We start from the raw sequence: 24353 nt of genomic DNA on the forward strand, positions 1-24353 counted from the left end.
GGCAGGCGGAATTCGGGCCCCAGGGCGCGCGTCCCGCCCCGGCCTCGTAACTCCGGGCTGCCCGCGCACTCCCGCGCGGGCAGCCGCCGCCGAACGGCCGCCCCCAGGCCGCGTCGGCGCGGATCAGTCCGCGACCGAGGCCAGGGCCACGACCTTGTCGATCCGGACGCGGACCACCAGCTCGCCGGGGACGCCGTTCCGTGCCCCGTACTCCTCGGCGCGTTCGTCGCCCATATAACGCCCGGCGATTCTGGTCGCCCACGCGCGCACCTCATCGAGGTCGTCGCTCAACTCGGCGCGCCCTTGGACGGTGACGAACGAGAACGGGGGCCGGTCGTCGTCCACACAGAGCGCGATCCGGCCGTCGCGGGCGAGATTGCGGCCCTTGACCGTATCCGCGCCGGTGTTGAAGACCAGGTCGTCACCATCGAGCACAAACCAGATGGGCGCGATGTGCGGGCTTCCGTCGGCGCGCACCGTCGAAAGCTTTCCGGTGCGCGTTCCCATGGAAAGAAAGGCGTGCCACTCGTCCTTGTTCATTTTCTGTGCCATGTCCCCATCTTGTGCCAACTGGCGCACAGACGTGTGCCGACAGGCCGGGCGGGTTGCCGACAGCGCGCGGGTGAGCAAGGCTGGCACGGCAGTTACGGGGAACGGCGGAACGGGGAGGCGGGACATGGCACTCAGCAAGGGACTCGACTGGATGCTTGACGACCTGACCGAGCGCGTCGAGCACATACGCCACGCGCTGGTGCTCTCCAACGACGGACTGGTGACGGGCGCCAGCGCGAGCCTCGAAAGAGAGGACGCCGAGCATCTGGCCGCCGTCGCCTCGGGGCTGCACAGCCTCGCCAAGGGCACGGGGCGGCAATTCCGGGCGGGCAGAGTGCGGCAGACGATGGTCGAATTCGACGAAGGTGTCCTCTTCGTGACGGCCGCGGGCGAAGGCAGCTGCCTTTGTGTCCTGGGCGGCCCCGACGCCGATATCGGCCATGTCGCTTATGAAATGACCCTCTTGGTCAACCGGGTCGGCGAGCACTTGAGCGTGGAGGCGCGGCAGCAGGGCGCAGCCCGTGGGGATGCCGACCGCGAGCTCTGACCGGAGTTATCCACAGGGTGAACGCGCTGTGGTCTCCCACCGCTACAGTCGTGACTGTCAGTGATCGACCTGTAGCGGGGAGGATGCCATGACGGTGCAGCAGTGCCATGAGCCGGGCACGGCGGTGGCCGGGATTCCGTTCGGGAGAGCGGCCCGGGAGCTGGAGCTCAAGCCACGCGAGTTCGAACTCGCCGTGCAACTGGGGCATGTACGGACGGTCGCGGCGGGGCCCGGCGGGCGCCGCAGAGTCCCACGCGAGGAGATCGAGAGGCATACGGCCCGGCCCGGGTTCCCCGACACGCTCCGCTCCCGGGTGTGGGTGGTCGGCACCGCCGAGGGAGCCGAGCTGATGGGCATCAGCCCGGCCCGGTTCGGCCGGCTCGCGAGAGCCGGCTGCTTCGCGCCCGTGAGGTTCTACGTCAACAGGTACCGCGCGGTGGTCTGGCACTATCTCGCGGCCGATCTCGTGGAGTTCGCCGACGCCAGCCCCGACCTGCTCACCGGCCGCACTCCTCCCGCGCTGCGCGCCGCCCTGGCGGAGAGAGAGGACAGGCGGGCCCGGACCTGGCGCGCCCGGCGGATCGACCAACTACTGGCCCTGGCCGAGGACCCGTGGGAGCGTGCCGCGGTCATGGCATCGGTGCTCGGCCCCGAGCAGTTGGCCGATGCTGTCCCCGACCCCGGTGAACGCGCCTACGTGAGTGCGCTGCGCCCGGAGCTCGCCTATGGGCGATCGAATGCCCCGGCCGGGCGCGAGGTCATCGACAGGGTGACCCTGGCGGCCGCGCCGGACGAGATCGAGCGGTATCGGCGCAGGCTCGCCGTCGCGCTGGCCGAAGCCCGTGTGATCCGGCCGGCGCCGATGCCGGACGGGCCACCGGTCGCCGGTTCACAGGTCGTTCCCGCCCTGAGGGCAGCAGAGCCGATGGCTGCCACGTCGGGGTCGCCCACGGCAGAGACCGGTGGATCGCCGGGCGCGCGTCAGGCGACACCGTCGGGGTTCCGCGCGCTGTGGAGATGGCTGCGACGCGGGAGAGCGCCGCTCGCCCGCGATTGAAGCCACTTTCACGGCACCTTGCGGAACAGCCCCTCCTGCATCACGGACACCAGAAGTCTGCCCTCGCGGTCGAAGATCTGGCCGCGCGCCAGGCCCCTGGCGCCCGTCGCGATGGGCGACTCCTGTTGGTAGAGGAACCACTCGTCGGCACGGATGGGCCGGTGGAACCACATCGCGTGATCCAGGGACGCCAGGTCGAAACCGCGCGGACCCCACAGCGGTTCCACCGGGATGCGCACCGCGTCGAGGAGCGTCATGTCGCTGGCGTAGGTGAGGGCGCAGGTGTGCACCAGTGGATCGTCACCGAGCGGCCCCAGGGCGCGCATCCACACCGCGCTGCGCGGTTCCGCCTCGGCCAGCTCCTGCGCCGTCCAGCGCAGCCGGTCCACGTAACGGATATCGAAGGCGAGCCGGCGCTCCATGTGCCGCAGAGCGTTCGGCAGCTCTCCGCCGAGGTGCTCGCGGATCTCGTCCGCGAGCCGCGGCAGTTCCTCCGGACCCGGCACGTCGGGCACCGCCATCTGGTGCTCGAAGCCCGGCTCGGGCTGATGGAAGGAAGCGGTGAGATTGAAGATCGTTCGCCCCTGCTGGACGGCCACCACCCGCCGTGTGGTGAAGGACCGCCCGTCGCGGACCCGCTCCACCTGGTACACGATCGGCACGCCCGGCCGTCCCGGGCGCAGGAAGTACGCGTGCAGCGAGTGGACCGGGCGGCCACCGTCGGTGGTCCGCCCGGCCGCGACCAGCGCCTGGCCGGCGACCTGTCCGCCGAAGACCCGCTGGAGGGACTCGTCCGGGCTGCGGCCCCGGAAGATGTTCAGATCGATCTGCTCCAGGTCGAGCAGACCCACCAGACGGTCGGTCGGACTGGCCATCGGTACTCCTCTGCTGGTGCGGCGCCGCGCGCGGGCGGCGCCTCGGAGGCTACAGCTGACCCACGTCCATGACGCGCACCACCGCGCGGCCTTCCTCGTCGGAAGCCGCGAGATCCACCTCGGCGGAGATGCCCCAGTCGTGGTCGCCGTTCGGGTCGGCGAAGGTCTGCCGGACCCGCCACAGACCGTCCTCCGGCTTCTCCTCGATGCGCAGCAGCTTCGGCCCGCGGGCGTCGGGGCCGGTGCCCAGCTCCTCGTACTCGTCCCAGTACGCGTCCATGGCCTCGGCCCAGCGGTCCTCGTCCCACCCGGCCTCGGCGTCCATCTCGCCGAGCTCGCCGACCTTGTCGAGCGCGGCGAGCTCGACCCGGCGGAACAGCGCGTTGCGCACCAGCACCCGGAAGGCGCGGGCGTTCGAGGTGACGGGCTTGACCTGGTCGGCGCGCTCCCGTGCCTCCTCCGCCGTCTCCTCCTCGGGGTTGGCCAGCTGCTCCCACTCGTCCAGCAGGCTGGAGTCGACCTGCCGGACCATTTCACCCAGCCAGGCGATCAGATCCTCGAAGTCGTCGGACTTCAGGTCGTCGGGCACGGTGTGGTCCAGCGCCTTGTACGCCCCGGCGAGGTAGCGCAGCACGATGCCCTCGGTCCGCGCGAGGTCGTAGAAGGAGGTGAACTCCGTGAAGGTCATGGCCCGCTCGTACATGTCGCGGATGACCGACTTCGGGGACAGCGGGTGGTCGCCGACCCAGGGGTGGCTCTTGCGGTAGAGGCCGTAGGCGTGGGTGAGCACCTCCTCCAGCGGCTTGGGGTAGGTGACGTCCATGAGGCGCTCCATGCGGTCCTCGTACTCGACGCCGTCCGCCTTCATCGCCGCCACGGCCTCGCCCCGCGCCTTGTTCTGCTGGGCGGCCAGGATCTGCCGTGGGTCGTCCAGCGTCGACTCGACCACCGAGACCATGTCCAGCGCGTAGGACGGGGACTCCGGGTCGAGGAGCTCGAAGGAGGCGAGCGCGAAGGTCGAGAGCGGCTGGTTGAGCGCGAAGTCGGACTGGAGGTCGACCGTCAGCCGTACGATCCGGCCCTCGGCGTCGGGCTTGTCGAGCTGCTCCACCACACCGCCGTCGAGCAGCGAGCGGTAGATGGCGATGGCGCGGCGGATGTGCCGCAGCTGGTTCCGGCGCGGCTCGTGGTTGTCCTCCAGCAGACGGCGCATCGCCTCGAAGGCGTTGCCCGGGCGCGCGATGACCGCCAGCAGCATCGCGTGAGTGACCCGGAAGCGGGAGGTGAGCTGCTCGGGCTCGGAGGCGATGAGCTTCTCGAAGGTGTTCTCGCCCCAGTTGACGAAGCCCTCGGGAGCCTTCTTGCGGACCACCTTGCGGCGCTTCTTGGGGTCGTCGCCCGCCTTCGCCAGCGCCTTCTCGTTCTCCACGACGTGCTCGGGTGCCTGGGCGACGACGAAGCCCGCCGTGTCGAACCCGGCCCGGCCGGCCCGGCCGGCGATCTGGTGGAACTCCCGGGCGCGCAGCGTCCGCACCCGCTGGCCGTCGTACTTGGTGAGGGCGGTGAACAGCACCGTGCGGATCGGCACGTTGACGCCGACGCCCAGCGTGTCCGTACCGCAGATGACCTTCAGCAGGCCCGCCTGCGCCAGCCGCTCCACGAGCCGGCGGTACTTGGGCAGCATGCCGGCGTGGTGGACGCCGATGCCGTGGCGCACATAGCGCGAGAGGTTCCGGCCGAACTTGGTGGTGAAGCGGAAATTGCCGATCAGCTTGGCGATCTCCTCCTTCTCCTCGCGCGAGCACATGTTGATGCTCATCAGCGCCTGCGCCCGCTCCACGGCGGCGGCCTGGGTGAAGTGGACGATGTAGACCGGTGCCTGATGCGTCTGCAGCAGCTCGGTCAGGGTCTCGGTCAGCGGCGTCGCGCGGTATTCGTAGGAGAGGGGGACGGGGCGGGTCGCCGACCGGACCACGGCGGTGGGCCGGCCCGTGCGGCGGGTGAGGTCCCCCTCGAATTTGGAGACGTCACCCAGCGTCGCCGACATCAGGACGAACTGCGCCTGCGGCAGTTCGAGCAGCGGGATCTGCCAGGCCCAGCCCCGGTCGGGTTCCGCGTAGAAGTGGAACTCGTCCATGACGACCTGGCCGATGTCGGCGTCCTTGCCGTCCCGCAGCGCGATGGAGGCGAGGACTTCGGCCGTGCAGCAGATGATGGGCGCGTCGGCGTTGACCGACGCGTCACCCGTGAGCATGCCGACGTTCTCCGTGCCGAAGATCTTGCACAGGTCGAAGAACTTCTCCGAGACCAGCGCCTTGATGGGCGCGGTGTAGAACGTCACCTGGTCGTTGGCGAGCGCGGTGAAATGCGCTCCCGCCGCGACGAGGCTCTTCCCCGAGCCGGTCGGCGTCGAGAGGATCACGTTCGCTCCGGAGACGACCTCGATCAGTGCCTCCTCCTGCGCGGGGTACAGCGTGATACCCCGCTCCTCGGCCCAGGTCGAAAAAGCTTCGAAGAGGGCATCGGGGTCGGCATGGCTCGGCATCTGATCGATAAGGGTCACCCCTCCATACTGCCTGGCCCCGGGCCGTATCAGAGAACCGGGCGGCCGGATGAAGATCATCGGACGCTACGCTGAGTCGCCGACCTGGCGTCAGGAATGCACGACGTCGGCCAACAAAAGGGGTGAAACGACCATGATGGGACCGGCGCACTCGCTCTCGGGCGCTGCCGCCTGGCTGGGGGTGGGGGCCGCGGTCGCCGCCGCGGGCCACCCGATGCCGTGGCCGGTGCTGATCGTCGGTGCCCTGATCTGCGCCGGCGCGGCACTCGCGCCCGACCTCGACCACAAGTCGGCGACCATATCGCGAGCCTTCGGCCCGATATCCCGCTCACTGTGCGAGATCATCGACAAGCTCTCGCACGCCGTCTACAAGGCCACCCGAGGCCACGGTGACCCGCGGCGCAACGGCGGCCACCGCACCCTCACCCACACCTGGCTGTGGGCGGTCCTGATAGGGGTCGGCGCTTCGGTGCTCGCGATGACCGGCGGCCGCTGGGCGGTGCTCGGCATCCTCTTCGTCCACCTCGTGCTCGCCGTCGAGGGACTCCTGTGGCGGATGGCCAGGACGTCCAGTGATGTCCTGGTGTGGCTGCTCGGCGCCACCAGCGCCTGGATACTCGCCGGCGTCCTGAACCAGCCGGGCAACGGCTCCGACTGGCTGTTCGGCGACCCGGGCCAGGAGTACATGTGGCTCGGCCTGCCCATCATCCTCGGGGCGCTCGTGCACGACATCGGTGACGCGCTCACCGTCTCCGGCTGCCCGATCCTGTGGCCCGTCCCGATCGGCCGCAAGCGCTGGTATCCGGTGGGCCCGCCGAAGTCCCTGCGCTTCCGGGCGGGCAGCTGGGTGGAGCTGAAGGTCCTGACGCCAGTGTTCATCCTGCTCGGAGGGGCGAGCGGGCTCGGCGCCCTGGATCTCATCTGATCCCCGGGGCCCGGCCCGCCATCGGCCTACCGGTGCCAGGAGCGCCACAGCGCCGCGTACGCCCCGTTTGCTGCGACCAACTCGTCGTGACTGCCCAGCTCGGTGATGCGGCCCTCCTCCGCCACCGCGATCACATCCGCGTCATGGGCGGTGTGCAGCCGGTGCGCGATCGCCACGACCGTACGTCCCTCCAGCACCCTCGCCAGTGAGCGCTCCAGGTGCCGGGCCGCCCGTGGATCCAGCAGCGACGTCGCCTCGTCCAGCACCAGCGTGTGCGGGTCGGCGAGGACGAGCCGCGCCAGGGCGATCTGCTGGGCCTGGGCGGGAGTGAGCGACAGCGCACCGGACCCGACCTCCGTGTCGAGACCCCGCTCCAGGGCTCGCACCCAGGCATCCGCGTCCACGGCGCCGAGAGCGGTCCAGAGCTCATCGTCATCGGCGGTCGTGCGGGCGAGCAGCAGGTTGTCGCGCAGTGAGCCCACGAAGACGTGATGCTCCTGATTCACCAGGGCCACATGCCGCCGCACCCGCTCCACGGGCATCCGGGCCAGCTCGGCGCCGCCGAGCGTCACCGCGCCGGAGCGCGGGGCGTAGATGCCCGCCAGCAGCCGCCCCAGCGTCGACTTGCCCGCGCCGGACGGCCCGACGAGTGCCACCCGGCTGCCCGGCCTGACCTCCAGCGACACCCCGTGCAGCACATCGCTGCCCGCGCGGTAGCCGAACCTGACCTCGTCGGCCCGCACGTTCCGGCCCTTCGGTTCCGTACCCTCGACCCCGGCGTCGGGCTCGATCTCGCGGACCCCCACCAGCCGGGCCAGCGAGACCTGAGCGACCTGGAGCTCGTCGTACCAGCGCAGGATCAGCCCGACCGGTTCGATGAGCATCTGCGCGAAGAGCGCGCCCGTCGTCAGCTGACCGACCGAGACCCACCCTTGGAGGACGAAGACGCCCCCGATGATCAGCACCGCGCCGAACACCAGCGTGTGCGTCACGTTGATCACCGGGAACAGCACCGAGCGCAGCCACAGGGTGTAGCGCTCCCACTGCGTCCACTCCGAGATCCGCCGGTCGGAGAGCGCGACCCGGCGCGCGCCCAGCCGGTGGGCCTCGACGGTCCGCCCCGCGTCCACCGTCTCCGTCAGGGACGCCGCGACCGCGGCATATCCCGCGGCCTCGGACCGATAGGCACTCGGCGCCCGCTTGAAGTACCAGCGGCAGCCCACCACCAGCACCGGCAGCGCCACCAGTACGCACAGCGCCAGCGGCGGCGCCGTCAGCGTCAGGGCGCCCAGGAGCAGCGCCACCCATACGAAACCGATGGCCAACTGCGGCACGGCCTCGCGCATGGCGTTCGCCAGCCGGTCGATGTCCGTGGTGATACGGGAGAGCAGGTCGCCCGTGCCCGCCCGCTCCAGGACGCCCGGAGGCAGTGCCACCGACCGTACGAGGAAGTCCTCGCGCAGATCCGCCAGCATCTCCTCGCCGAGCACCGCCCCACGCAGCCGCACCAGCCGTACAAAGAAGGTCTGTGCGGCAAGGGCGACCGCGAACAGCGAGATCGTGCGCCCCAGATGGAGGTCACGCGCACCCGACGACAGGTCCTCGACCAAGCCGCCGAGCAGATACGGGCCGACCATGGACGCGGTCACGGCCAGCGCGTTCACCGTCACCAGCAGGACGAAGGCCCTCCGGTGCCGGCGGAACAGCCCGCGGACGTAGGCCCGTACGGTCACCGGTGCGGCCACGGGCAAGGTGGTCGCCGACTCCGGTGCCGCCGGGTCGTAGGCCGGTGGCGCCACGCCGATCATGCCGACTCCTCGATGGGCTCGATCTCCTTGAGCTCGGTGAGCTCCGATTCCAGCTCCGCGGCTCCCGCTGGCTTCTCCATGTCGCTCTCCGTGTCCGACTCCCGTGTGACGACAGCGCGATAAACGGGATGACGCAGCAGCTCACGGTGCGTTCCTTCGGCCGCGACAGCGCCTTGTTGCACAAACACCACGCGGTCGGCCCGGTCGAGCAGCAGCGGACTGGAGGAGAACACCACGGTGGTGCGGCCCTTGCGCAGAGCCTTCACCCCGTCCGCGACCCGCGCCTCCGTATGCGAGTCCACGGCGGAGGTCGGTTCGTCTAGCACCAGCACCTGCGGATCGGTCACCAGCGACCGCGCCAGTGCCAGCCGCTGGCGCTGCCCTCCCGAGAGCGAACGGCCGCGCTCGGTGATCCGGGTCCGCATCGGATCGCCGGAGTCGTCCGCCGACGCCTGCGCCAGCGCGGTCAGCACATCACCGCACTGCGCTGCGGCCAGCGCCGCTTCGGTGCTCACGGCCCCCGAAGCGGGCACGTCCAGCAGCTCCGCGAGCGTCCCCGAAAGCAGCACCGGATCCTTGTCCTGGACGAGCACCGCGGCGCGGGCCGTGTCCAGTGGGAGCTCATCCAGTGCCACACCGCCGAGCCGGGCCGAGGCCACCCCGGTGGTGTCGCCCGGCGCATGCCCGCCCAGCCGGTCGGCCAGCCTTCCCGCGGCATCCGGGTCACCGCACACCACCGCGGTCAGCAGGCCGGCAGGCGCGAGCACACCGCTCGCCGGGTCGTGGAGATCGCCTGACGGGGCCGGCCCGCGGTCCGCGTCGTCCGCCGCCGGTACCGTGCGCTGGAGGGCGAGTACCCTGGCCGCGCGCGCCGCGGACGGACGGGAGAAGGAGTACGCCATGGCGATCTCCTCGAACTGGCGCAGCGGGAAGAGCAGGAAGGTGACCATGCCGTAGACGGTGACCAGTTCGCCGACGCCGACGCGCCCGTCCTGGACCAGCCCGACGCCGTACCAGACCACGGCGATCAGCAGCAGCCCCGGCAGGGCCACCTGCACCGAGGCGATCAGCGCCCACATCCGGGCGCTGTGCACGGCTGCCTTGCGTACCTCCTGCGACGCCCGCCGATAGCGGGCCAGGAACAGTTCCTCGCCGCCGATGCCCCGCAGCACACGCAGCCCGGCCACCGTGTCCGAGGCCAACTCCGTCGCCCGGCCGGCCTTCTCGCGCTGCTCGTCCGCACGCTTCGTCGCGCGAGGCAGCAGCGGCAGCACGGCCAGCACCAGCACAGGCACGCCGATCGCCACCACGACACCCAGCGCGGGCTGGTAGATCACCAGGGCCACACACACTGCCACGGTGGTGAACGCGGCCGAGGCGAAGCGCGACAGCGCCTCCACGAACCAGCCGATCTTCTCCACATCACCGGTCCAGACGGCGACCACTTCACCCGCCGCGACACGCCGGGTCAGAGTGGCCCCCAACTCGGCTGTCTTGCGGGCCAGAAGCTGCTGCACCCGGGCCGCCGCCGTGATCCAGTTGGTGACGGCGGTACGGTGCAGCATCGTGTCACCCAGGGCGATGAGGATGCCGAGCAGCACCATCAGGCCACCCGCCAGCGCCAGCCGTATGCCCGACCGGTCGACGACCGCCTGTACGGCGACGCCCATGGTCACCGGCAGCAGGGCCACGGACACCATGTGCAGGGTGCCCCACAGCATGGCCTTGACCTGTCCCACCAGTTGGTTCCGCCCCAGCCACAGCAGCAGATGAGGTCCGGACCGCACGTCGGGCCGGCCGGGGTCGGGATAGGGGAGATCGCGAATCTGCATGTCATCCCGGGGTCGAGTGAAGGGTGGGAGCGCTGAAAGGTTCGCGCCACCGGGATGCTGGGTTCAACTGGTTTTCCCGCAGCGACGACACATCAGGCCAAAGGGGCTCTGGCGCGCCGCCCCACGACGCGCTTCACTCCTGCCCCATGAGACGACTGCTTCTCGCGCTGTGCGCCGCGGCCATCGGGCTGTCGCTGGGCGTGAACCCGGCTACGGCCGCGGGCCCGCCGACCGAGTTCGGCACCGACTGGCACGACCCGGTCACCGCCGCCCCGCCGATAGCCACCCCGGACACCCGGTCCTGCAAGGTGACCGTCGCCGACACCGAATTCCGCGACTACACGCCCTACAAGAACACGTACACGCCGCCCAAGGGCTGTGGTGACCACTGGAGCAAGGTGGTCCTGCGGCTCGAAGGGGCTGTCGCCGGACGGCAATTCGATCGCCTGGGCTATCTGCACATCGGCGGCGTCGAGGTCCTGCGCACCTCCACACCCGAGCCGTCACCCCAGGGCATCGCCTGGAACGTGGAGAAGGACGTCACCCGCTATGCCGCCACGCTGCGGAACGAGCAGCCTGTCGAGATGCTCATCGGCAACACCGTGGACGGCACGTACACCGGCGTCATCAAGGTCAAGGTCACGTTGACGTTCTACGCCGCCGAAGGGCCGGTGAAGGCCGCGTCCACTCCGGACAGGGTTCTCACCCTCGACGGTGCGCACAGTGCGGGAGCGGCCTACGAGGGTCAGCTGACCACGCCGCGCAACAGCGAGCGGATCGTGGCCGAGGTCTACGCGACGGGCTCGGGTGGCGGGTGCGAGGAGTTCTGGTACCTCACCGTGCCCGACTCCACGCCGTACTCGTGCAGGGCCAAGGACGGCCCCTATCGGGAGGTCCAGGTCGCGGTGGACGGCCGCCTGGCGGGCATCGCCGCGCCGTTCCCGACGGTATGGACCGGAGGCTGGTCCAACCCCTTCCTGTGGTACGTGATTCCGGGCCCGCGCGCTTTCGACGTGCGCCCCGTCGAGTACGACCTCACGCCCTTCGCCGGGCAGCTGAACGACGGCAAGCCGCACCGGGTCACGGTCTCCGTGGCGGGACTGCCCGACGGGCAGAGCGGCTGGAGCACGCCCACCAACATCCTCGTCTGGCAGGACGCCAAGTCGGCCGTGGTCACCGGCGCGTTGACCACCCACGACGCGGGGGATCCCCGCAACACCACCGCCTACGAGCCCGGTGCCGAGCGGCATCTGCGAGCCGACGGTGGGCACTTGCTGACCGTAGCCGGATACCTCGACACCTCGCATGGCCGTGTGACGACGACCGTCACGCGGAACCTCACGGGTCGCTCAGACCACCGCTGGAACGAGAGCGAGACGACGGACGCGCTCCAGGCGCGCTGGAACGACGATGAGACGGTCACGACAGCGGGGCACGGGCCCGCCACCACGACCCGGACCCACCGGACCTACACCATGGACGGGGCGACGACGGTCTCGACCGGAGACCGTCTGCGCACGGTCATGACGATGGGGGACGGGGCGGACAGTGTCACTCTGCGTGCAGGCAAACGTCTCACCTGGTCGAGTTTTGACGACACCTATAAGGGTGATGCCGCGTACAACCAGAACGTATCGCGCGACCAGCGGCACGCGACCGGCATCTCGCGCGAGCGGTACCGCCTCGAAGGGCCAGGCTCCTGCTACGACCGGACGCTGGCGACGGCCCAGGGCGAGCTGACGGAGGACCGGCAGCGCTGCTGACCGGCGCGGTCGGGCGGGATCCCGGGGAACGCTGCCCCGAGGTCCCGCCTCCCGGCGGGCAGCAGCGTCAGCAGTGCTGGTCCGGGCCGTTCAGCAACTCGGCCAGCAGGCCGCCGAGCAGTTCACGCCGCTCGGCGGAGAGCGGGGCGAGGGTGTCCTCGACGGCGGTCCGCCGGGCTTCACGCAGAGCGCGCAGGGTGGAGCGACCGCGATCGGTGAGCTCGATCCGGATGACCCGCCGGTTGGACGGATCCGGGACCCGGCGCACGGAACCGTGCTCCTCCAGGGCGTCGACCAGCGTGGTCACGGCGCGCGGCACGACCTCGAGCCGCTGGGCGAGATCAGCCATACGCGGCGGCTCCTCGCAGTGCGCGACGGTGCGCAGCAGACGGGCCTGAGCGGGCGTGATGCCAACCGGTCCCAGATAGAGCTTCTGCGCCCGGTGGAGCCTGCGGGTGAGACGCAGCAGCTGTTCGGCGAGCTGGGCGGACGAATCGGAAGCGGTCATGATCAGAGGTTACAGGACCCAGTGCATTGTGAGTATAGGTAACAATGAGCTATGCTCGCTAGCGATCGGATCTCCACTGCCGGCCTCGCCGACCTCGCGAGCCTCGCCGACCTCGCGAGCCTCGCCGACCTCGCGAGCCTCGCCGGCTTCGCGGGCCGGTAGGTTGCCGGTCTCGTTCGCACCTCTCTCGCACACCCTTCGTGATCAGAGAATCAGGAGCCCATGCGTCACGACCAACCTGACTGGACACCCCCGCCCGCAGACCCCGAGCAACCCGCGCAAGTGCGCAGGATCCTCGGGCTCTTCCGTCCCTACCGCGGCAGACTCGCCCTCGTCGGGCTGCTCGTCGCCGCCTCCTCACTGGTGTCGGTCGCCTCGCCCTTCCTGCTGCGTGAGGTGCTCGACGTAGCCATCCCGCAAGGCCGTACGGGCCTTCTCAGCCTGCTGGCGCTCGGCATGATCGCGGCCGCGGTCGTGAACGGCATCTTCGGCGTGGCGCAGACGCTGATCTCCACCACGGTCGGCCAGCGGGTGATGCACGACCTGCGCATCGCGGTCTACGACCGGCTCCAGCGCATGCCCCTCGCCTTCTTCACCCGGACCCGCACGGGTGAGGTGCAGTCGCGCATCGCCAACGACATCGGCGGCATGCAGGCCACGGTGACGTCGACCGCCACCTCGCTGGTCTCCAATCTCACCAGTGTCGTCGCCACGGTGGTGGCGATGCTGGCCCTGGACTGGCGGCTCACGGTCGTCTCCCTGCTGCTCCTGCCGGTCTTCGTATGGATCAGCCGTCGCGTCGGCCGCGAGCGCAAGAAGATCACCTCTCAGCGGCAGAAGCAGATGGCCGCCATGGCGGCCATGGTCACCGAGTCGCTGTCGGTGAGCGGCATTCTCCTCGGCCGTACCATGGGCCGCTCCGACTCCCTCACCCGCGCGTTCTCCCAGGAGTCCGAACGGCTCGTCGGGCTCGAGGTCCGCGCGAACATGGCCGGGCGCTGGAGGATGTCCACCATCGGCGTGGTCATGGCGGCCATGCCCGCTCTCGTCTACTGGGCGGCCGGTATCGCGCTGCAAGCAGGCGGCCCCGGCATTTCCCTCGGCACCCTGGTCGCCTTCGTCTCACTCCAGCAGGCCCTCTTCCGGCCGGCGATCAGCCTGCTGACCACGGGCGTGCAGATGCAGACCTCTCTCGCTCTCTTCCAGCGGATCTTCGAATACCTCGACCTGCCGGTGGACATCGCCGAGCCGGAAGAGCCGGTACGGCTGGAGAAGGTGCGCGGCGAAGTCCGCTTCGAGGACGTCACGTTCTCCTACGAGGCGCAGCGTTCCGGGGAACCGCCCAGACAAGCGCTCAGCGGCATCGACCTGGAGGTTCCGGCCGGTGGCAGCCTGGCCGTCGTCGGCCCGACCGGCTCGGGCAAGAGCACCCTCAGCTATCTGGTGCCGCGGCTGTACGACGTCGCCGGCGGTCGGGTGCTCCTGGACGGGGTCGACGTCCGTGACCTGGATTTCGATACGCTCGCCCGCGCGGTCGGAGTGGTCTCGCAGGAGACGTATCTCTTTCATGCCTCGGTCGCCGACAATCTGCGATTCGCCAAACCGGATGCCACGGACGAGGAGATGGTGGAGGCGGCCAAGGCCGCGCAGATCCATGAGCACATCGCTTCCCTGCCCGACGGCTATGACACCCTCGTCGGTGAGCGCGGCTACCGCTTCTCCGGAGGCGAGAAGCAGCGATTGGCCATCGCCCGCACGATTCTCCGCGATCCTCCTGTCCTCATCCTGGACGAAGCGACCAGCGCCCTGGACACGCGCACGGAGCACGCGGTGCAGCAAGCCATCGACGCCCTTTCCGCAGGCCGCACGACGATCACCATCGCGCACCGGCTTTCTACTGTCCGCGATGCCCATCAAATCGTCGTGCTCGACGGAGGACGCATCGCCGAGCGCGGCACCCATGAGGAACTCCTCGCGGACGATGGCCACTACGCCGCCCTCGTGCGCCGCGACGCCCACCTCGCGGCGAGCGTCTGAGGGAGATCTGAGGAAGAGGGGTCGGACGGCCAGGGCCTGGGAGAAGCCGCATCGGACGGGTGTGCGAGGCGAAGGGGGAGGGGATTCAATGGATCATGACGCAATCCGAATCCCTGCCTGTCGACGGTGGCGGAGCCGTCGGCCCCCCGCATCCGGTGAAGGCGGCAGGCTTCCACTCCAGGTCCTCCGTCCGCCAGCTCGCTGCGGCATCGGTCGGCAACGCCGCCGAATGGTACGACTGGTACGCCTATTCGTTCCTCGCGACCTACTTCGCAGATCAGATCTTCCCCAAGGGCTCAGGAAACTCCCTGGTGCCCCTGCTGTCCAGCTTCGCCGTCTTCGCCGTCGGCTTCTTCATGCGTCCGGTCGGAGGTCTCCTGATGGGGGCCGTCGCCGACCGCCGAGGTCGACGGGCCGCGCTGACCGTCACCATTCTGCTCATGGGCGGCGGCAGCCTGCTGGTGGCACTCACGCCCACCTACGCCTCCGTGGGCGTCCTCGCGCCGGTGGTGCTCGTCATTGCCCGCCTGGTCCAAGGACTCTCCGTCGGAGGGGAATTCGCGGCCTCGACGACCTTCCTCATCGAATCGGCCGGCCCCGGCCGAAGGGGGCTGTTCTCCAGCTTCCAATACGTGTCCACCACGCTCGGACAGCTCCTCGCGTCCGGCAGCGCGGCCCTTCTGGCCCACCTCCTCACGGATGACCAGATGGGTGACTGGGGCTGGCGCGTTCCCTTTCTTTTCGGAGCCCTCATCAGCCTTGTCGGGTTCTGGATCCGGCAGGGAGCACACGAGACGCATGAGGTGGTGCGCGAGGCAGCCGCGCGACCGTCGCTGTGCGAAGGCATGCGCCGCTATCCCCGCCAGTCACTCCTGATTTGCGGGATCACGGCGGGCGGCACCCTCGCCTACTACACCTGGACCACCTACCTGCCGACATACGCCCAGGTGAACGCCGATATCAGCAAAGGCGACGCACTGCTCGCGGGGACGATCTCCCTGGCCTTCTTCGCCGTACTCCAGCCGCTCGGCGGCATGTTGTCGGACCACATCGGGCGCAAGCCCTTGCTGATCGGCTTCGCAGTGGGATTCGCAGCCCTCGCGGTGCCGCTGCTGCACGCGGTCGACGGATCCTTCACCTCGCTGCTGCTGGTCCAGTGCGCCGGGATGGTACTGCTCACGGGATACACCTCCGTGGCGGCAGCTGTGAACGCCGAGGTATTCCCCGCCCGCGTGCGGGCCGCTGGAATCGGCTTCCCCTATTCCCTGACGGTCGCGCTCTTCGGCGGCACCGCGCCCTATGTCGGCACCTGGTTCAAGCAGTCAGGCCACCCGAGTGCCTTCCCCTGGTACGTCGCGGCGCTCTGCGTGGTCTCGGCCTGTGTCTATCTGCTGCTCCCGGAGACCGCGAAACGCCCGCTCGATCACTGATACAGCAACGGTATCCGGGGGTTGTGCCCCTGGTATCCGCGATGGGTGGGGTGCCGGGCCGGCCACTGAGGCACAGGCCAGGAGACGCCGATTGGAGCTCGGCTCTCCCCGGCTAAGTGGTGGGCCCCACGGCCGTCAGCGATTCCGGGCACGGCTTCGACGGCCACGTACCGCTTCAACGGTCATGCCTTCCCGTACAGCCATATGCGGTTGCGGTACTAACGCGTGCCAGGTTCCGAGAACTCCGCGCGGATCGCCGTAGTATGGGCGCCCAGGGCGGGCACCGCGCCCATCACCGGCTCCCGGCCGTGGACTTCGACCGGTGGCAGGAGACCGCGCAATGGGCCTTTCGGCGAATCGAAGGCGCGCCACCGATCGCGTGCCGTCAACTGCGGATGGGCAGTGAATTCGGCGACTGTCCGAAGCCGCGCATGGGCGATTCCCGCTCCTTCGAGCAAGGCAATAGCCTCGTCCGCTGTATGCGGGTGGAATTGCTGCTCGATCACGGCTGTCAGCTCGTCGTCGTGTGCCCGTCGCAGGGGGTTGTCCGCGAAGCGGGGATCACGGATCAAAGCGGGCTGCCGGAGGACCTTTTCGCACAGTGCCTCCCACTCGCGATCGTTCTGCACGCCGAGGAAGACGCCGGCGCCGTCCCCGCAACGGTAGTGGCCGTATGGAGAGATGGAAGGGTGCCGGGCGCCACTGCGGGAAATGGGCGGGCCGCCATACGCCTCGGCGAAGTACGGATGCCCCATCCACTCCGCGAGAGCGTCGAAGAGGGAGACGGACAGTTGTGACCCTTCGCCCGTGCGCTCGCGCTCGTACAGCGCGCTGAGAATGCCTGTGTAGGCGTACATGCCTCCGGCGATGTCCGCGACGGAGATGCCGGGCCGGGCCGGCGAGTCGGTGTCGCCGGTGATCGACACCAGCCCCGCCTCGCACTGCACCAGCAGGTCGTAGGCTTTCTTGTCACGGTACGGACCTGAGGTGCCGTAGCCGGAGACATCACAAGTAATCAGGCGACGGTGCCGGGCGCGCAACTCCGCGCTGCCGAAACCGAGCCGTTCGGCGGCTCCGGGACCCAGGTTCTGTATGAACACATCGGCCCGAGTGAGTATGCGATCCAGCAGTGAGCGGTCCGGGCCGGATTTGAGATCGAGGGCGATGCTCTCCTTGCCCCGATTGACCCAGACGAAATGGGCGGACAGGCCCTTGACGCTGCGATCGTAGTCACGGGCGAAATCGCCGCGGCCCGGCCGCTCGACCTTGATGACACGCGCGCCGAGATCTGCCAGCTGGCGAGTGGCGAACGGGGCGGCGACGGCCTGTTCCAGGGCGACGACGGTGATGTCGTGCAAGGGGAGGCTCAACTCGGCTCCTTGCTGGGTGGGATCATACGACTGGGGCTGTGGACAGCCCGTCACGCTCCGATCACTCCATCCCTAGTCTCGTGCCATGGATATCGGAGAGCGGTTCAGCGTCGAGAGTTTCCCTGGTCGGTCGCCAGGGGGCGGGCCGCAGCCGGTAGGAGTAGCTGTACTCGCGGTCGGCATGCAGCAGATAGCGCTCCAGCGGCGCCGCTCCCCAGGAGTCGTTGCCGCCGACGCCAGTCTGCCGGTGATTGATGCCCAGGAATGTCTGGCCGCGTGGCTGGAGCTCGTGCGGATGGCGGGGCCCGTCCAGGTCGACGGGTGTCCAAGGGAGAGCGCTCACCTCCAACCACCCGAAGTCGTCTCCCGGTTCGGCCAGCACGGTCAGCCCGACACCACTCTGCCCTGTCAACGAGACGCTGCGGACGCCCGTTACGTTACCGCTCTCCTGCGGACGGGCGTACGGCATGGCGGCTGTCGCCAGGGAACGGTCGTAACGACCGACGAAGGAGGCGGTGCACCGGTCCCGATAGTTCTCCTGCGGTCCGCGTCCGTACCAGCTGAGCGCCTGATAGTCGGCCGGCACGGTCAGCAGGGCACCCACCAGAGGCAGATCGGGGAGGCCCCGGCCAGGGAGGAGAGTATGGCGTACGAGGATCTCGCCGTCCCCGCGTACGGTGAAGACGGTCGTCCACGGGGAGACGTCGGGAGACGTCGGGAGGGTCGCAGCGACGGTGAGGACGACTTCTCCTGCCGCGGCCCGTGTGACCTCGACGCCGGTGACGGTGCGGTTGGCGCCCGCGTCGCGCCAGGTGCGCGAGATGACCTGGGCGCCACGCCCGATGTCGTTATCGGTAGGCGCGCGCCAGAAGTTGGGCACCGGACCACCCGTCAAGAGCGTCCGCCCGGCATAGCGGTAGGCGGTGAACGTTCCGGTGGATTTGTCCAGGACCAGGTCGAGTTCCGGGCCCGTGACCGCGATGGTGCGCATGGTCTCTGTGACCGAGATTACCGGAAGGGCAGCCGCAGAGACGGGTGTGGATGCCGGGGCGCGCCATGGGAGGGCGAACTGCTCGGCGGCGACGGCATGGCCCGCTTCGGCCCAGGACGCTGCGCCGCGAAGAGCGAAGGAGATGTTCAGCCAGTACTCGGCGCCGGGCACCGGCTGGTCCGGTGGCTTCAACGGCAATTGCACGGTCGCGGATTCACCTGGCCCGGCCTGCGGCGAGGCAAGGGAGCCGTGCTGGATACGGGATCCGTCGCGGGTGACCTCCCACAGCAGCTCGTATCCCTGGAGGCCGGTGAAGAGCTGGCGGTTGGTGACCCGTACGGTCCCGGCGCCGAGATCCTCGCTGGACACCCGTACCGGCTGATAGATCTTTTTGACCTCCAGGAGAGCGGGCCGCGGGGTGCGGTCGGCGTCGACGAGACCGTTGCAGCAGAAGTTGCCGTCGGAGGGGTGGCCGGGCTTCCAGTCGCCACCGTAGGAAAGGTAGGTGCCATCGAGACCGTCCGGGAGCGGGAGACGGACTGCCTGGTCGGCGAAGTCCCAGATGAATCCGCCGTGAAGCAGGGGATGGGCCTCGATGATGTCCCAGTATTCCTTGAGGTTGCCCGTGCTGTTGCCCATCGAGTGGGCGTACTCGCAAAGGATGTACGGCTTGGTCGCGCCGGATCGTCCGTATGCCTCCACGGCGTCGGGCGTGGCATACATCTGCGACTCGATGTCGGCGACTTCGTTCATGCCCTCGTAGTGCACGGGGCGGGACGGGTCGCGGTCGTGGACCCAGTCGGCCATCGCGTGGAAGATCTCCCCCTGGCCGGCTTCGTTGCCCAGCGACCAGACCACGACGCAGGGGTGGTTCTTGTCCCGTTCGACGAGACTGCGGATCCGGTCGAGGCAGGCGGGGGCCCACTCGGGGCGGTTTCCCGGCAGTGTGTCCCGCACATCGTGCGTCTCCAGGTTGGCCTCGTCGATCACATAGAGGCCGTATTGGTCGCACAGTTCGAGCCAGTGTGGGTGATTGGGGTAATGAGAGGTACGGACGGCGTTGATGTTGTGCTGCTTCATGAGGCGGATGTCCCGCACCATGCGATCCAGTGGGACCGCCTGCCCGTGGTCCGGATCGGATTCGTGCCGGTTCACCCCGCGGAAGACGAGGGGCTTGCCGTTGATGGTGAGTCTTCCCCGTGCGCAGGAGATGCTGCGGAAGCCGACGCGAGTGTGCTGGACTTCGAGCGTGCGGCCCTCGGGGTCGGCCAGTTCGACCGTGAGGTCGTAGAGGTTCGGCGCCTCGTCGGACCACAGCGATGGCCTCGGCACATGGGCACTGAGCTCGACGATCGCCTCCCCGGTGGCGGCGTCGAAGCGGGCGTTGCCGGTGCGGGAGAGAACCGCGGATCCGTCGGCGGTGTGCAGGACGGCACGGACGAGGTGGTCGGCAGGGCAGGCTGTCGGGTCGGACCGCAAGGTCACCTGTGCCATCAGATCGGCGTCGCGGAGGTCGGGGCCGAGGTCGGTGCGGACGAAGAGGTCGTGCACATGGACCTGGGGCACGGAGATGAGATAGACGTCGCGGAAGATACCGGACAGATCGATCATGTCCTGGTCCTCCAGCCAGCTGCCGTTGGACCAGCGGTAGACCTCGACCGCGAGACTGTTCTCCTCCGCCCCACGGCCGTCGCGCAGACAGGGGCTGAGGTCGAACTCGGCGGGAGAGTAGCTGTCCTCGCTGTAGCCGACCAGCTCGCCGTTGACCCAGACGAAGAACGCGGACTTGACGCCCTGGAAGGAGATCAGTGTCCGGCGGCCCTGCCAGTCGTCGGGGATGGTGAAGGTGCGGCGATAGGAGCCCACCGGGTTGAAGGAGGTCGGCGCGTGCGGGGGAGTGGGCTGTTCGTATCCGGTCCAGGGATAGCGGACGTTGAAGTAGGTCGGCTCGGAGTAGCCCTGCGTTTCCCAGTTGCCGGGCACCTCGATGCGGTCCCAGTCGGTGTCGTCGAAGTCGTGGTCGAAGAAGTTCCGGGGGCGATCCGCCGGGTTGCTGGACCAGGCGAAGCGCCACTCGCCGTTGAGCGAGCGGTAGTACGGCGACTCGGCGGGGCGGTGGGCAAGGGCGGACGGCACGTCGGCGAAGGGGATGAGCGGGCTGCGAGCGGGTTCCCGGTTCAGTTGGAAGACCTCGGGGGAGGCACCGGTGACGGTGGCGGCGCGGGGGTCCGGGCGTGGTGCGCGCATGCGTCAACTCCGAACGTCTCAGGGGTACGCGGAGGCAGGCCGTGGATCTCCCGCCACGAGAATCACTTCCAAGGTGCGTGGGCCATGGACTCCTTCGACCCGGTCCAGTTCGATGTCGCTGGTGGCGGAAGGGCCGGAGATCCAGGTCAGCGGACGGTCCGCGGCCAGGCGGGGGAGGGCTTGCGGTACGGAGTCCACGACCTGGTCCGCGGTCCGCACCACGCACAGGTGATGGTCGGGCACGAGCGAGATGATGCGGCGCCCTTGCCCGGGGCTGCCGTCGAGGACGATCGTGCCGGTCTCGGAGATCGCCAGGGCACAGCCGGTGACGACACTGTCCATCGTGTCCAGTTCGCCCGGCGACAAGGCAGCGGACGCCGAGTCGGGGACGACGTCCACCCGCGCCTCGGCGAGCCAGGTCCCCGGCAGCCCGGACGGCACGACCACGCGTCGCGCGCCCCGTGCGGCCAGCAGACGGGAAAGGAGCGCGGGCAGGCCGGCGGCGTCCGAGCGGTGGACGACGGCACGGTAGTCGGAGAGGTTCCGGGCGAGCAGATCGACGGATTCGGCGGGCGTGCGCTGCCCGTGCGTGGCGAGATAGTCGCGCACGACGGGATGGTCGTCCGGGTGCTCGTCGCGTGGCACGTCGGCCAGTGCGCGCCGGATACGCCCCAGCACCTGTTCCCTGCTCGACCCCGCCCCCGGCCCCGATGCCGGACCCGACCACGTGCTCATGTCGCGTCCCCTCGCGTACGGGCCCACCAGTCCCGGAAGGATTCGGCCGGCACATCGGGCAGTTCCCGGGAGTCAGTCCAGGCCCGGCCAGGGCCCGGGAGCCGTCCGGGGTGGAGGCGGCGGGTGCGGGAGAGCAGTCGCTGGCCGTGGCGCAGCGCGCCCGGGTGGTCGAAGGTCCAGCGGGCGGCCCGCATCATGGCGCGCTCGGCCCGGTGCTTCCTGGCCGGCTTGATGACGGTGCGCGTTCCGCGCAGGGTCACCTCGCCGCCTTCCACGACCCGCTCGCGCAGGTGGACCAGGACTTCCGGGATGTCGATGGCGACCGGGCACACCTCGAAACAAGCCCCGCACAGCGACGAGGCGTACGGGAGCGACTCCTCCAGCGGGGAGGTGAGTCCGCGCAACTGCGGGGTGAGGATCGCACCGATCGGACCGGGGTACGGCGAACCGTACGCATGGCCGCCGGCCCTCTCGTACACGGGGCAGACGTTCAGACAGGCCGAGCAGCGGATACAGCGCAGCGCTTGGCGGCCGACCTGGTCCGCGAGGGTGTCCGTGCGCCCGTTGTCGAGAAGCACCAGATGGAAGGAGCGCGGGCCGTCGCCGTCGGTGGTGCCTGTCCACATCGACGTGTACGGGTTCATCCGCTCCGCGGTCGAGGAGCGCGGCAGGAGCTGGAGGAAGACTTCCAGATCCCGCCACGTCGGCACGACCTTCTCGATACCGACGACCGAGATCAGTGTTTCCGGGAGGGTGAGGCACATCCGGCCGTTGCCTTCGGATTCGACCACCACCAGGGTGCCGCTCTCGGCGACCATGAAGTTCGCGCCGGAGATACCGACCTTGGCGCGCAGGAATTTCTCGCGCAGATGTATCCGAGCCGCCTCGGCGAGGTCGGCGGGCCGGTCGCTCAGACCTTCGGGGGCGGGGCGGCCCCAGCTCGCCATGCGGTCGCGGAAGATGTCACGGATCTCGCCGCGATTGCGGTGGATGGCGGGGACGAGGATGTGCGAGGGGAGGTCGTCGCCGAGCTGGACGATCAGTTCGGCGAGGTCGGTCTCGTAGGCGTGGATCCCGGCGTCCTCAAGGGCCTCGTTGAGGCCGGTCTCCTGCGTGGCCATCGACTTGACCTTGACGGCCTCGGTCTCACCGGTCGCCCGTACCAGGTCGGTGACGATGCGGTTGGCTTCCCCGGCGTCGGCCGCCCAGTGCACCGTGCCGCCGGCCCGGGTCACCGACTCCTCCAGCTGCACGAGGTAGTGGTCGAGATGACGCAAGGTCCGGTCCTTGATCGCGGCCCCGGCGGCGCGTAGTCCGTCCCAGTCCGCCAGTTCCGCGACCGCTTGGGCGCGCTTGGCGCGGATGGTGTGCGTCGCGTGCCGGAGATTGGCGCGCAGGCGGCTGTCACGGGTGGAGACGGCGGCAGCCCGGGGGAAGGCCGGCATGCCCAGATAGGTGGCGCCGCGGGCGCGGTCCTGAGGGCCGCCGTCGGCCGGGCCCGGCCTCCTGCCTGCCGGACCGCTGACGGGACCGCTCCCGCGACCGCTGTTCACCGGACGTCGCCCTCCCTGCTGGCGAGGATCTCCGCGATATGGACGGGACGCACGGCCGAGCCGGCGCGGGAGAGAATGCCGCCGATGTGCATCAGACAGGAGTTGTCGACCGCGCACACGCCCTGTGCGCCGGTCGCGGTAACGGCGCGGGCCTTGTCGGTGCCCATCGCGGTGGACACGGCGGGGTTCTTCACCGCGAAGGTGCCGCCGAAACCGCAGCACTCCTCCGCCCCTGCCAGCTCCCGCAGCTCAAGCCCCTTCACCTGCTCCAGCAGGCGCCGGGGCCGGTCGCCGAGGCCCAGCGCCCGGAGTCCGTGGCAGGTGGGGTGGTAGGTGACGGTATGCGGATAGGAGGCGCCGACGTCGGTCACGCCGAGGACGTCGACGAGGAACTCGGTCAGCTCGTAGGTCTTGGCCACCGCCTCGGCCGCCACCGTGGACAGCTCCTCGCCCCGGCCCTCCGCGGCTGCCCTCGCCGCGATCCGTGGGTAATGGTCACGGACCATGGCGGCACAGGAGCCCGAGGGAGTGACGATGTAGTCGTGGTCGCGGAAGGCGGCGGCGTAACGGCGCATCAGCGGCTCGGTCTCATGGCGGTATCCCGTGTTGAACAACGGCTGGCCGCAGCAGCTCTGTTCCATCGGGAAGTCCACCCGCACACCGAGCCGTTCCAGCAGGGTGACGACCGCCCGGCCCGTGCGGGGGTAGAGAGTGTCATTGACGCAGGTGACGAACAGTCCTACGCGCATGTCCCCCTCCTCTTCCCGCCCTGATCATCCGGCGCCTCATACTGCCGCAGCGAGCGACCGCTGTGAAGGACCGGCCGCGCGGACGGGTCGGCGCCGGGGGCCGTCACCACTCCGCTTGAATATGAGGCATGGCTGATACCACCTTCACCTCCCGCACGATCGGCATCACGACCGGTTCGACGCAGACCGTGTACGACCTCACCGAGGAGTGCGCGGCGTTCCTCCGTGAGGTTGCCCCAGGGCGCGACGGACTGCTGAACATCTTCACGCCCCACGCGACCGCGGGGCTGGCCGTCATCGAGACCGGCTCGGGCAGCGACCACGACCTGCTGGCGGCCCTCGGCGACCTGCTCCCCGCCGACGACCGCTGGCGGCACCGCCACGGCACTCCCGGACACGGCCGGGATCACGTCCTGCCCGCCCTGGTCCCGCCGCACGCCACGCTGCCCGTGGTGGACGGCGAACTGGAGCTGGGGACCTGGCAGTCGGTCGTCCTGGTCGACACGAACGTGGACAACCCGGACCGGAAAGTGAGGCTGAGCTTCCTGGGGTGACCTGGGACAGGCCACTCCTGCAGGGCCTGGTCCGGGTGCCGGCTCTCGTGCGCTCTCGGGAGCCGCGGCTGAGGGCCGGACGTTCACCGTGCCGGTTTGCGTGCGGCTCTTTGCCGGTGCCCGGAGGGCGCGTTCAACTGGGGTGCTTTGTTTCGTGCGCCAATGCGGGATGCGCAGGGTGTGAGAGGAAGGCTTCGCGGAAGTACCGTGGAGTGACGTGGCTTTGGGGGAGTGCGAGTGGGGACCGACGGCGTGGT

At 69.5% G+C, this 24353-nt stretch carries 18 protein-coding genes; 7 read left to right on the top strand and 11 right to left on the bottom strand.

Annotation, left to right across the window (positions count from 1 at the left end):
- Positions 1–123: 123 nt before the first annotated feature.
- The gene (locus ACZ4A5_RS10495) at positions 124–552 is read right to left on the bottom strand and encodes a PPOX class F420-dependent oxidoreductase (protein WP_467580940.1); all 429 of its coding nucleotides are present in this window, start codon (positions 550–552) and stop codon (positions 124–126) included.
- 124 nt (positions 553–676) lie between these two features.
- On the opposite strand from ACZ4A5_RS10495, the gene ACZ4A5_RS10500 reads away from it, so the two are divergent.
- Both ACZ4A5_RS10500 and ACZ4A5_RS10505 read left to right on the top strand, forming a co-directional pair.
- Positions 677–1099 carry a roadblock/LC7 domain-containing protein gene (locus tag ACZ4A5_RS10500; RefSeq protein ID WP_467580943.1) on the top strand — a complete coding sequence of 141 codons (423 nt, stop codon included), beginning with the start codon at positions 677–679 and terminating at the stop codon, positions 1097–1099.
- An 88-nt stretch (positions 1100–1187) separates the two neighbouring features.
- Complete coding sequence (locus ACZ4A5_RS10505; RefSeq protein WP_467580946.1) at positions 1188–2156, top strand: DUF6397 family protein; 969 nt, start codon at positions 1188–1190, stop codon at positions 2154–2156.
- Positions 2157–2164: 8 nt separating this feature from the next.
- Here the strand turns inward: ACZ4A5_RS10505 and ACZ4A5_RS10510 are convergent, their stop codons facing one another.
- Both ACZ4A5_RS10510 and ACZ4A5_RS10515 read right to left on the bottom strand, forming a co-directional pair.
- Positions 2165–3031, bottom strand: a complete 867-nt coding sequence (locus tag ACZ4A5_RS10510; RefSeq protein ID WP_467580949.1) for an acyl-CoA thioesterase — start codon at positions 3029–3031, stop codon at positions 2165–2167.
- Positions 3032–3080: 49 nt separating this feature from the next.
- Entirely contained in the window at positions 3081–5654 is a 2574-nt protein-coding gene (locus ACZ4A5_RS10515; protein ID WP_467580952.1) for a DEAD/DEAH box helicase, read from the bottom strand.
- A gap of 73 nt (positions 5655–5727) precedes the next feature.
- Between ACZ4A5_RS10515 and ACZ4A5_RS10520 the strand changes: the two genes are divergently transcribed.
- Entirely contained in the window at positions 5728–6519 is a 792-nt protein-coding gene (locus ACZ4A5_RS10520; protein ID WP_467580955.1) for a metal-dependent hydrolase, read from the top strand.
- Positions 6520–6545: 26 nt separating this feature from the next.
- On the opposite strand, the gene ACZ4A5_RS10525 is transcribed toward ACZ4A5_RS10520, so the two are convergent.
- Together ACZ4A5_RS10525 and ACZ4A5_RS10530 are read right to left on the bottom strand one after the other, a co-directional pair.
- Entirely contained in the window at positions 6546–8327 is a 1782-nt protein-coding gene (locus ACZ4A5_RS10525; protein ID WP_467580958.1) for an ABC transporter ATP-binding protein, read from the bottom strand.
- On the bottom strand, positions 8324–10159 hold the full coding sequence (locus tag ACZ4A5_RS10530; protein WP_467580961.1) for an ABC transporter transmembrane domain-containing protein: 1836 nt from the start codon (positions 10157–10159) through the stop codon (positions 8324–8326). Before ACZ4A5_RS10530 ends, ACZ4A5_RS10525 begins: the two co-directional genes overlap by 4 nt.
- A 146-nt stretch (positions 10160–10305) precedes the next feature.
- Between ACZ4A5_RS10530 and ACZ4A5_RS10535 the strand changes: the two genes are divergently transcribed.
- Complete coding sequence (locus ACZ4A5_RS10535) at positions 10306–11922, top strand: peptide-N4-asparagine amidase (RefSeq protein ID WP_467580964.1); 1617 nt, start codon at positions 10306–10308, stop codon at positions 11920–11922.
- Positions 11923–11989: 67 nt separating this feature from the next.
- Here the strand turns inward: ACZ4A5_RS10535 and ACZ4A5_RS10540 are convergent, their stop codons facing one another.
- Entirely contained in the window at positions 11990–12430 is a 441-nt protein-coding gene (locus ACZ4A5_RS10540) for a MarR family transcriptional regulator (RefSeq protein WP_467580967.1), read from the bottom strand.
- A 222-nt stretch (positions 12431–12652) separates the two neighbouring features.
- On the opposite strand from ACZ4A5_RS10540, the gene ACZ4A5_RS10545 reads away from it, so the two are divergent.
- A complete protein-coding gene (locus ACZ4A5_RS10545; protein ID WP_467580970.1) occupies positions 12653–14467 on the top strand; it encodes an ABC transporter ATP-binding protein in 1815 nt (604 codons plus the stop codon).
- A gap of 95 nt (positions 14468–14562) precedes the next feature.
- The gene (locus ACZ4A5_RS10550; RefSeq protein ID WP_467580973.1) at positions 14563–15897 is read left to right on the top strand and encodes an MFS transporter; all 1335 of its coding nucleotides are present in this window, start codon (positions 14563–14565) and stop codon (positions 15895–15897) included.
- A 218-nt stretch (positions 15898–16115) separates the two neighbouring features.
- Here the strand turns inward: ACZ4A5_RS10550 and ACZ4A5_RS10555 are convergent, their stop codons facing one another.
- The 5 genes from ACZ4A5_RS10555 to ACZ4A5_RS10575 all read right to left on the bottom strand — a co-directional run bounded on the left by ACZ4A5_RS10555 (position 16116) and on the right by ACZ4A5_RS10575 (position 23542).
- Entirely contained in the window at positions 16116–17267 is a 1152-nt protein-coding gene (locus ACZ4A5_RS10555; RefSeq protein ID WP_467580976.1) for a CaiB/BaiF CoA transferase family protein, read from the bottom strand.
- A 61-nt stretch (positions 17268–17328) separates the two neighbouring features.
- Positions 17329–20505, bottom strand: coding sequence for a beta-galactosidase, LacZ type (gene lacZ / locus ACZ4A5_RS10560; protein ID WP_467580979.1), 3177 nt, complete (start codon positions 20503–20505; stop codon positions 17329–17331).
- Positions 20506–20523: 18 nt separating this feature from the next.
- Complete coding sequence (locus tag ACZ4A5_RS10565) at positions 20524–21240, bottom strand: LutC/YkgG family protein (protein ID WP_467580982.1); 717 nt, start codon at positions 21238–21240, stop codon at positions 20524–20526.
- Entirely contained in the window at positions 21237–22685 is a 1449-nt protein-coding gene (locus tag ACZ4A5_RS10570) for a lactate utilization protein B (RefSeq protein ID WP_467581244.1), read from the bottom strand. The genes ACZ4A5_RS10565 and ACZ4A5_RS10570 overlap by 4 nt, the downstream gene beginning before the upstream one ends.
- A gap of 104 nt (positions 22686–22789) precedes the next feature.
- Positions 22790–23542, bottom strand: a complete 753-nt coding sequence (locus ACZ4A5_RS10575; protein WP_467580984.1) for a (Fe-S)-binding protein — start codon at positions 23540–23542, stop codon at positions 22790–22792.
- Between the two features lie 128 nt (positions 23543–23670).
- On the opposite strand from ACZ4A5_RS10575, the gene ACZ4A5_RS10580 reads away from it, so the two are divergent.
- Complete coding sequence (locus ACZ4A5_RS10580; RefSeq protein WP_467580986.1) at positions 23671–24096, top strand: YjbQ family protein; 426 nt, start codon at positions 23671–23673, stop codon at positions 24094–24096.
- Positions 24097–24353: the final 257 nt, after the last annotated feature.

It is taken from the genome of Streptomyces sp. NPDC025618 (genome assembly GCF_055558795.1).

Coding starts and splice junctions, on each gene's coding strand:
- ACZ4A5_RS10540 (WP_467580967.1), bottom strand. CDS start 12,430: ATGACCGCTTCCGATTCGTCCGCCCAGCTCGCCGAACAGCTGCTGCGT.
- ACZ4A5_RS10510 (WP_467580949.1), bottom strand. CDS start 3,031: ATGGCCAGTCCGACCGACCGTCTGGTGGGTCTGCTCGACCTGGAGCAG.
- ACZ4A5_RS10550 (WP_467580973.1), top strand. CDS start 14,563: ATGACGCAATCCGAATCCCTGCCTGTCGACGGTGGCGGAGCCGTCGGC.
- ACZ4A5_RS10525 (WP_467580958.1), bottom strand. CDS start 8,327: ATGATCGGCGTGGCGCCACCGGCCTACGACCCGGCGGCACCGGAGTCG.
- lacZ (WP_467580979.1), bottom strand. CDS start 20,505: ATGCGCGCACCACGCCCGGACCCCCGCGCCGCCACCGTCACCGGTGCC.
- ACZ4A5_RS10565 (WP_467580982.1), bottom strand. CDS start 21,240: ATGAGCACGTGGTCGGGTCCGGCATCGGGGCCGGGGGCGGGGTCGAGC.
- ACZ4A5_RS10545 (WP_467580970.1), top strand. CDS start 12,653: ATGCGTCACGACCAACCTGACTGGACACCCCCGCCCGCAGACCCCGAG.
- ACZ4A5_RS10580 (WP_467580986.1), top strand. CDS start 23,671: ATGGCTGATACCACCTTCACCTCCCGCACGATCGGCATCACGACCGGT.
- ACZ4A5_RS10495 (WP_467580940.1), bottom strand. CDS start 552: ATGGCACAGAAAATGAACAAGGACGAGTGGCACGCCTTTCTTTCCATG.
- ACZ4A5_RS10500 (WP_467580943.1), top strand. CDS start 677: ATGGCACTCAGCAAGGGACTCGACTGGATGCTTGACGACCTGACCGAG.
- ACZ4A5_RS10530 (WP_467580961.1), bottom strand. CDS start 10,159: ATGCAGATTCGCGATCTCCCCTATCCCGACCCCGGCCGGCCCGACGTG.
- ACZ4A5_RS10505 (WP_467580946.1), top strand. CDS start 1,188: ATGACGGTGCAGCAGTGCCATGAGCCGGGCACGGCGGTGGCCGGGATT.
- ACZ4A5_RS10575 (WP_467580984.1), bottom strand. CDS start 23,542: ATGCGCGTAGGACTGTTCGTCACCTGCGTCAATGACACTCTCTACCCC.
- ACZ4A5_RS10520 (WP_467580955.1), top strand. CDS start 5,728: ATGATGGGACCGGCGCACTCGCTCTCGGGCGCTGCCGCCTGGCTGGGG.
- ACZ4A5_RS10515 (WP_467580952.1), bottom strand. CDS start 5,654: ATGATCTTCATCCGGCCGCCCGGTTCTCTGATACGGCCCGGGGCCAGG.
- ACZ4A5_RS10535 (WP_467580964.1), top strand. CDS start 10,306: ATGAGACGACTGCTTCTCGCGCTGTGCGCCGCGGCCATCGGGCTGTCG.
- ACZ4A5_RS10570 (WP_467581244.1), bottom strand. CDS start 22,685: ATGCCGGCCTTCCCCCGGGCTGCCGCCGTCTCCACCCGTGACAGCCGC.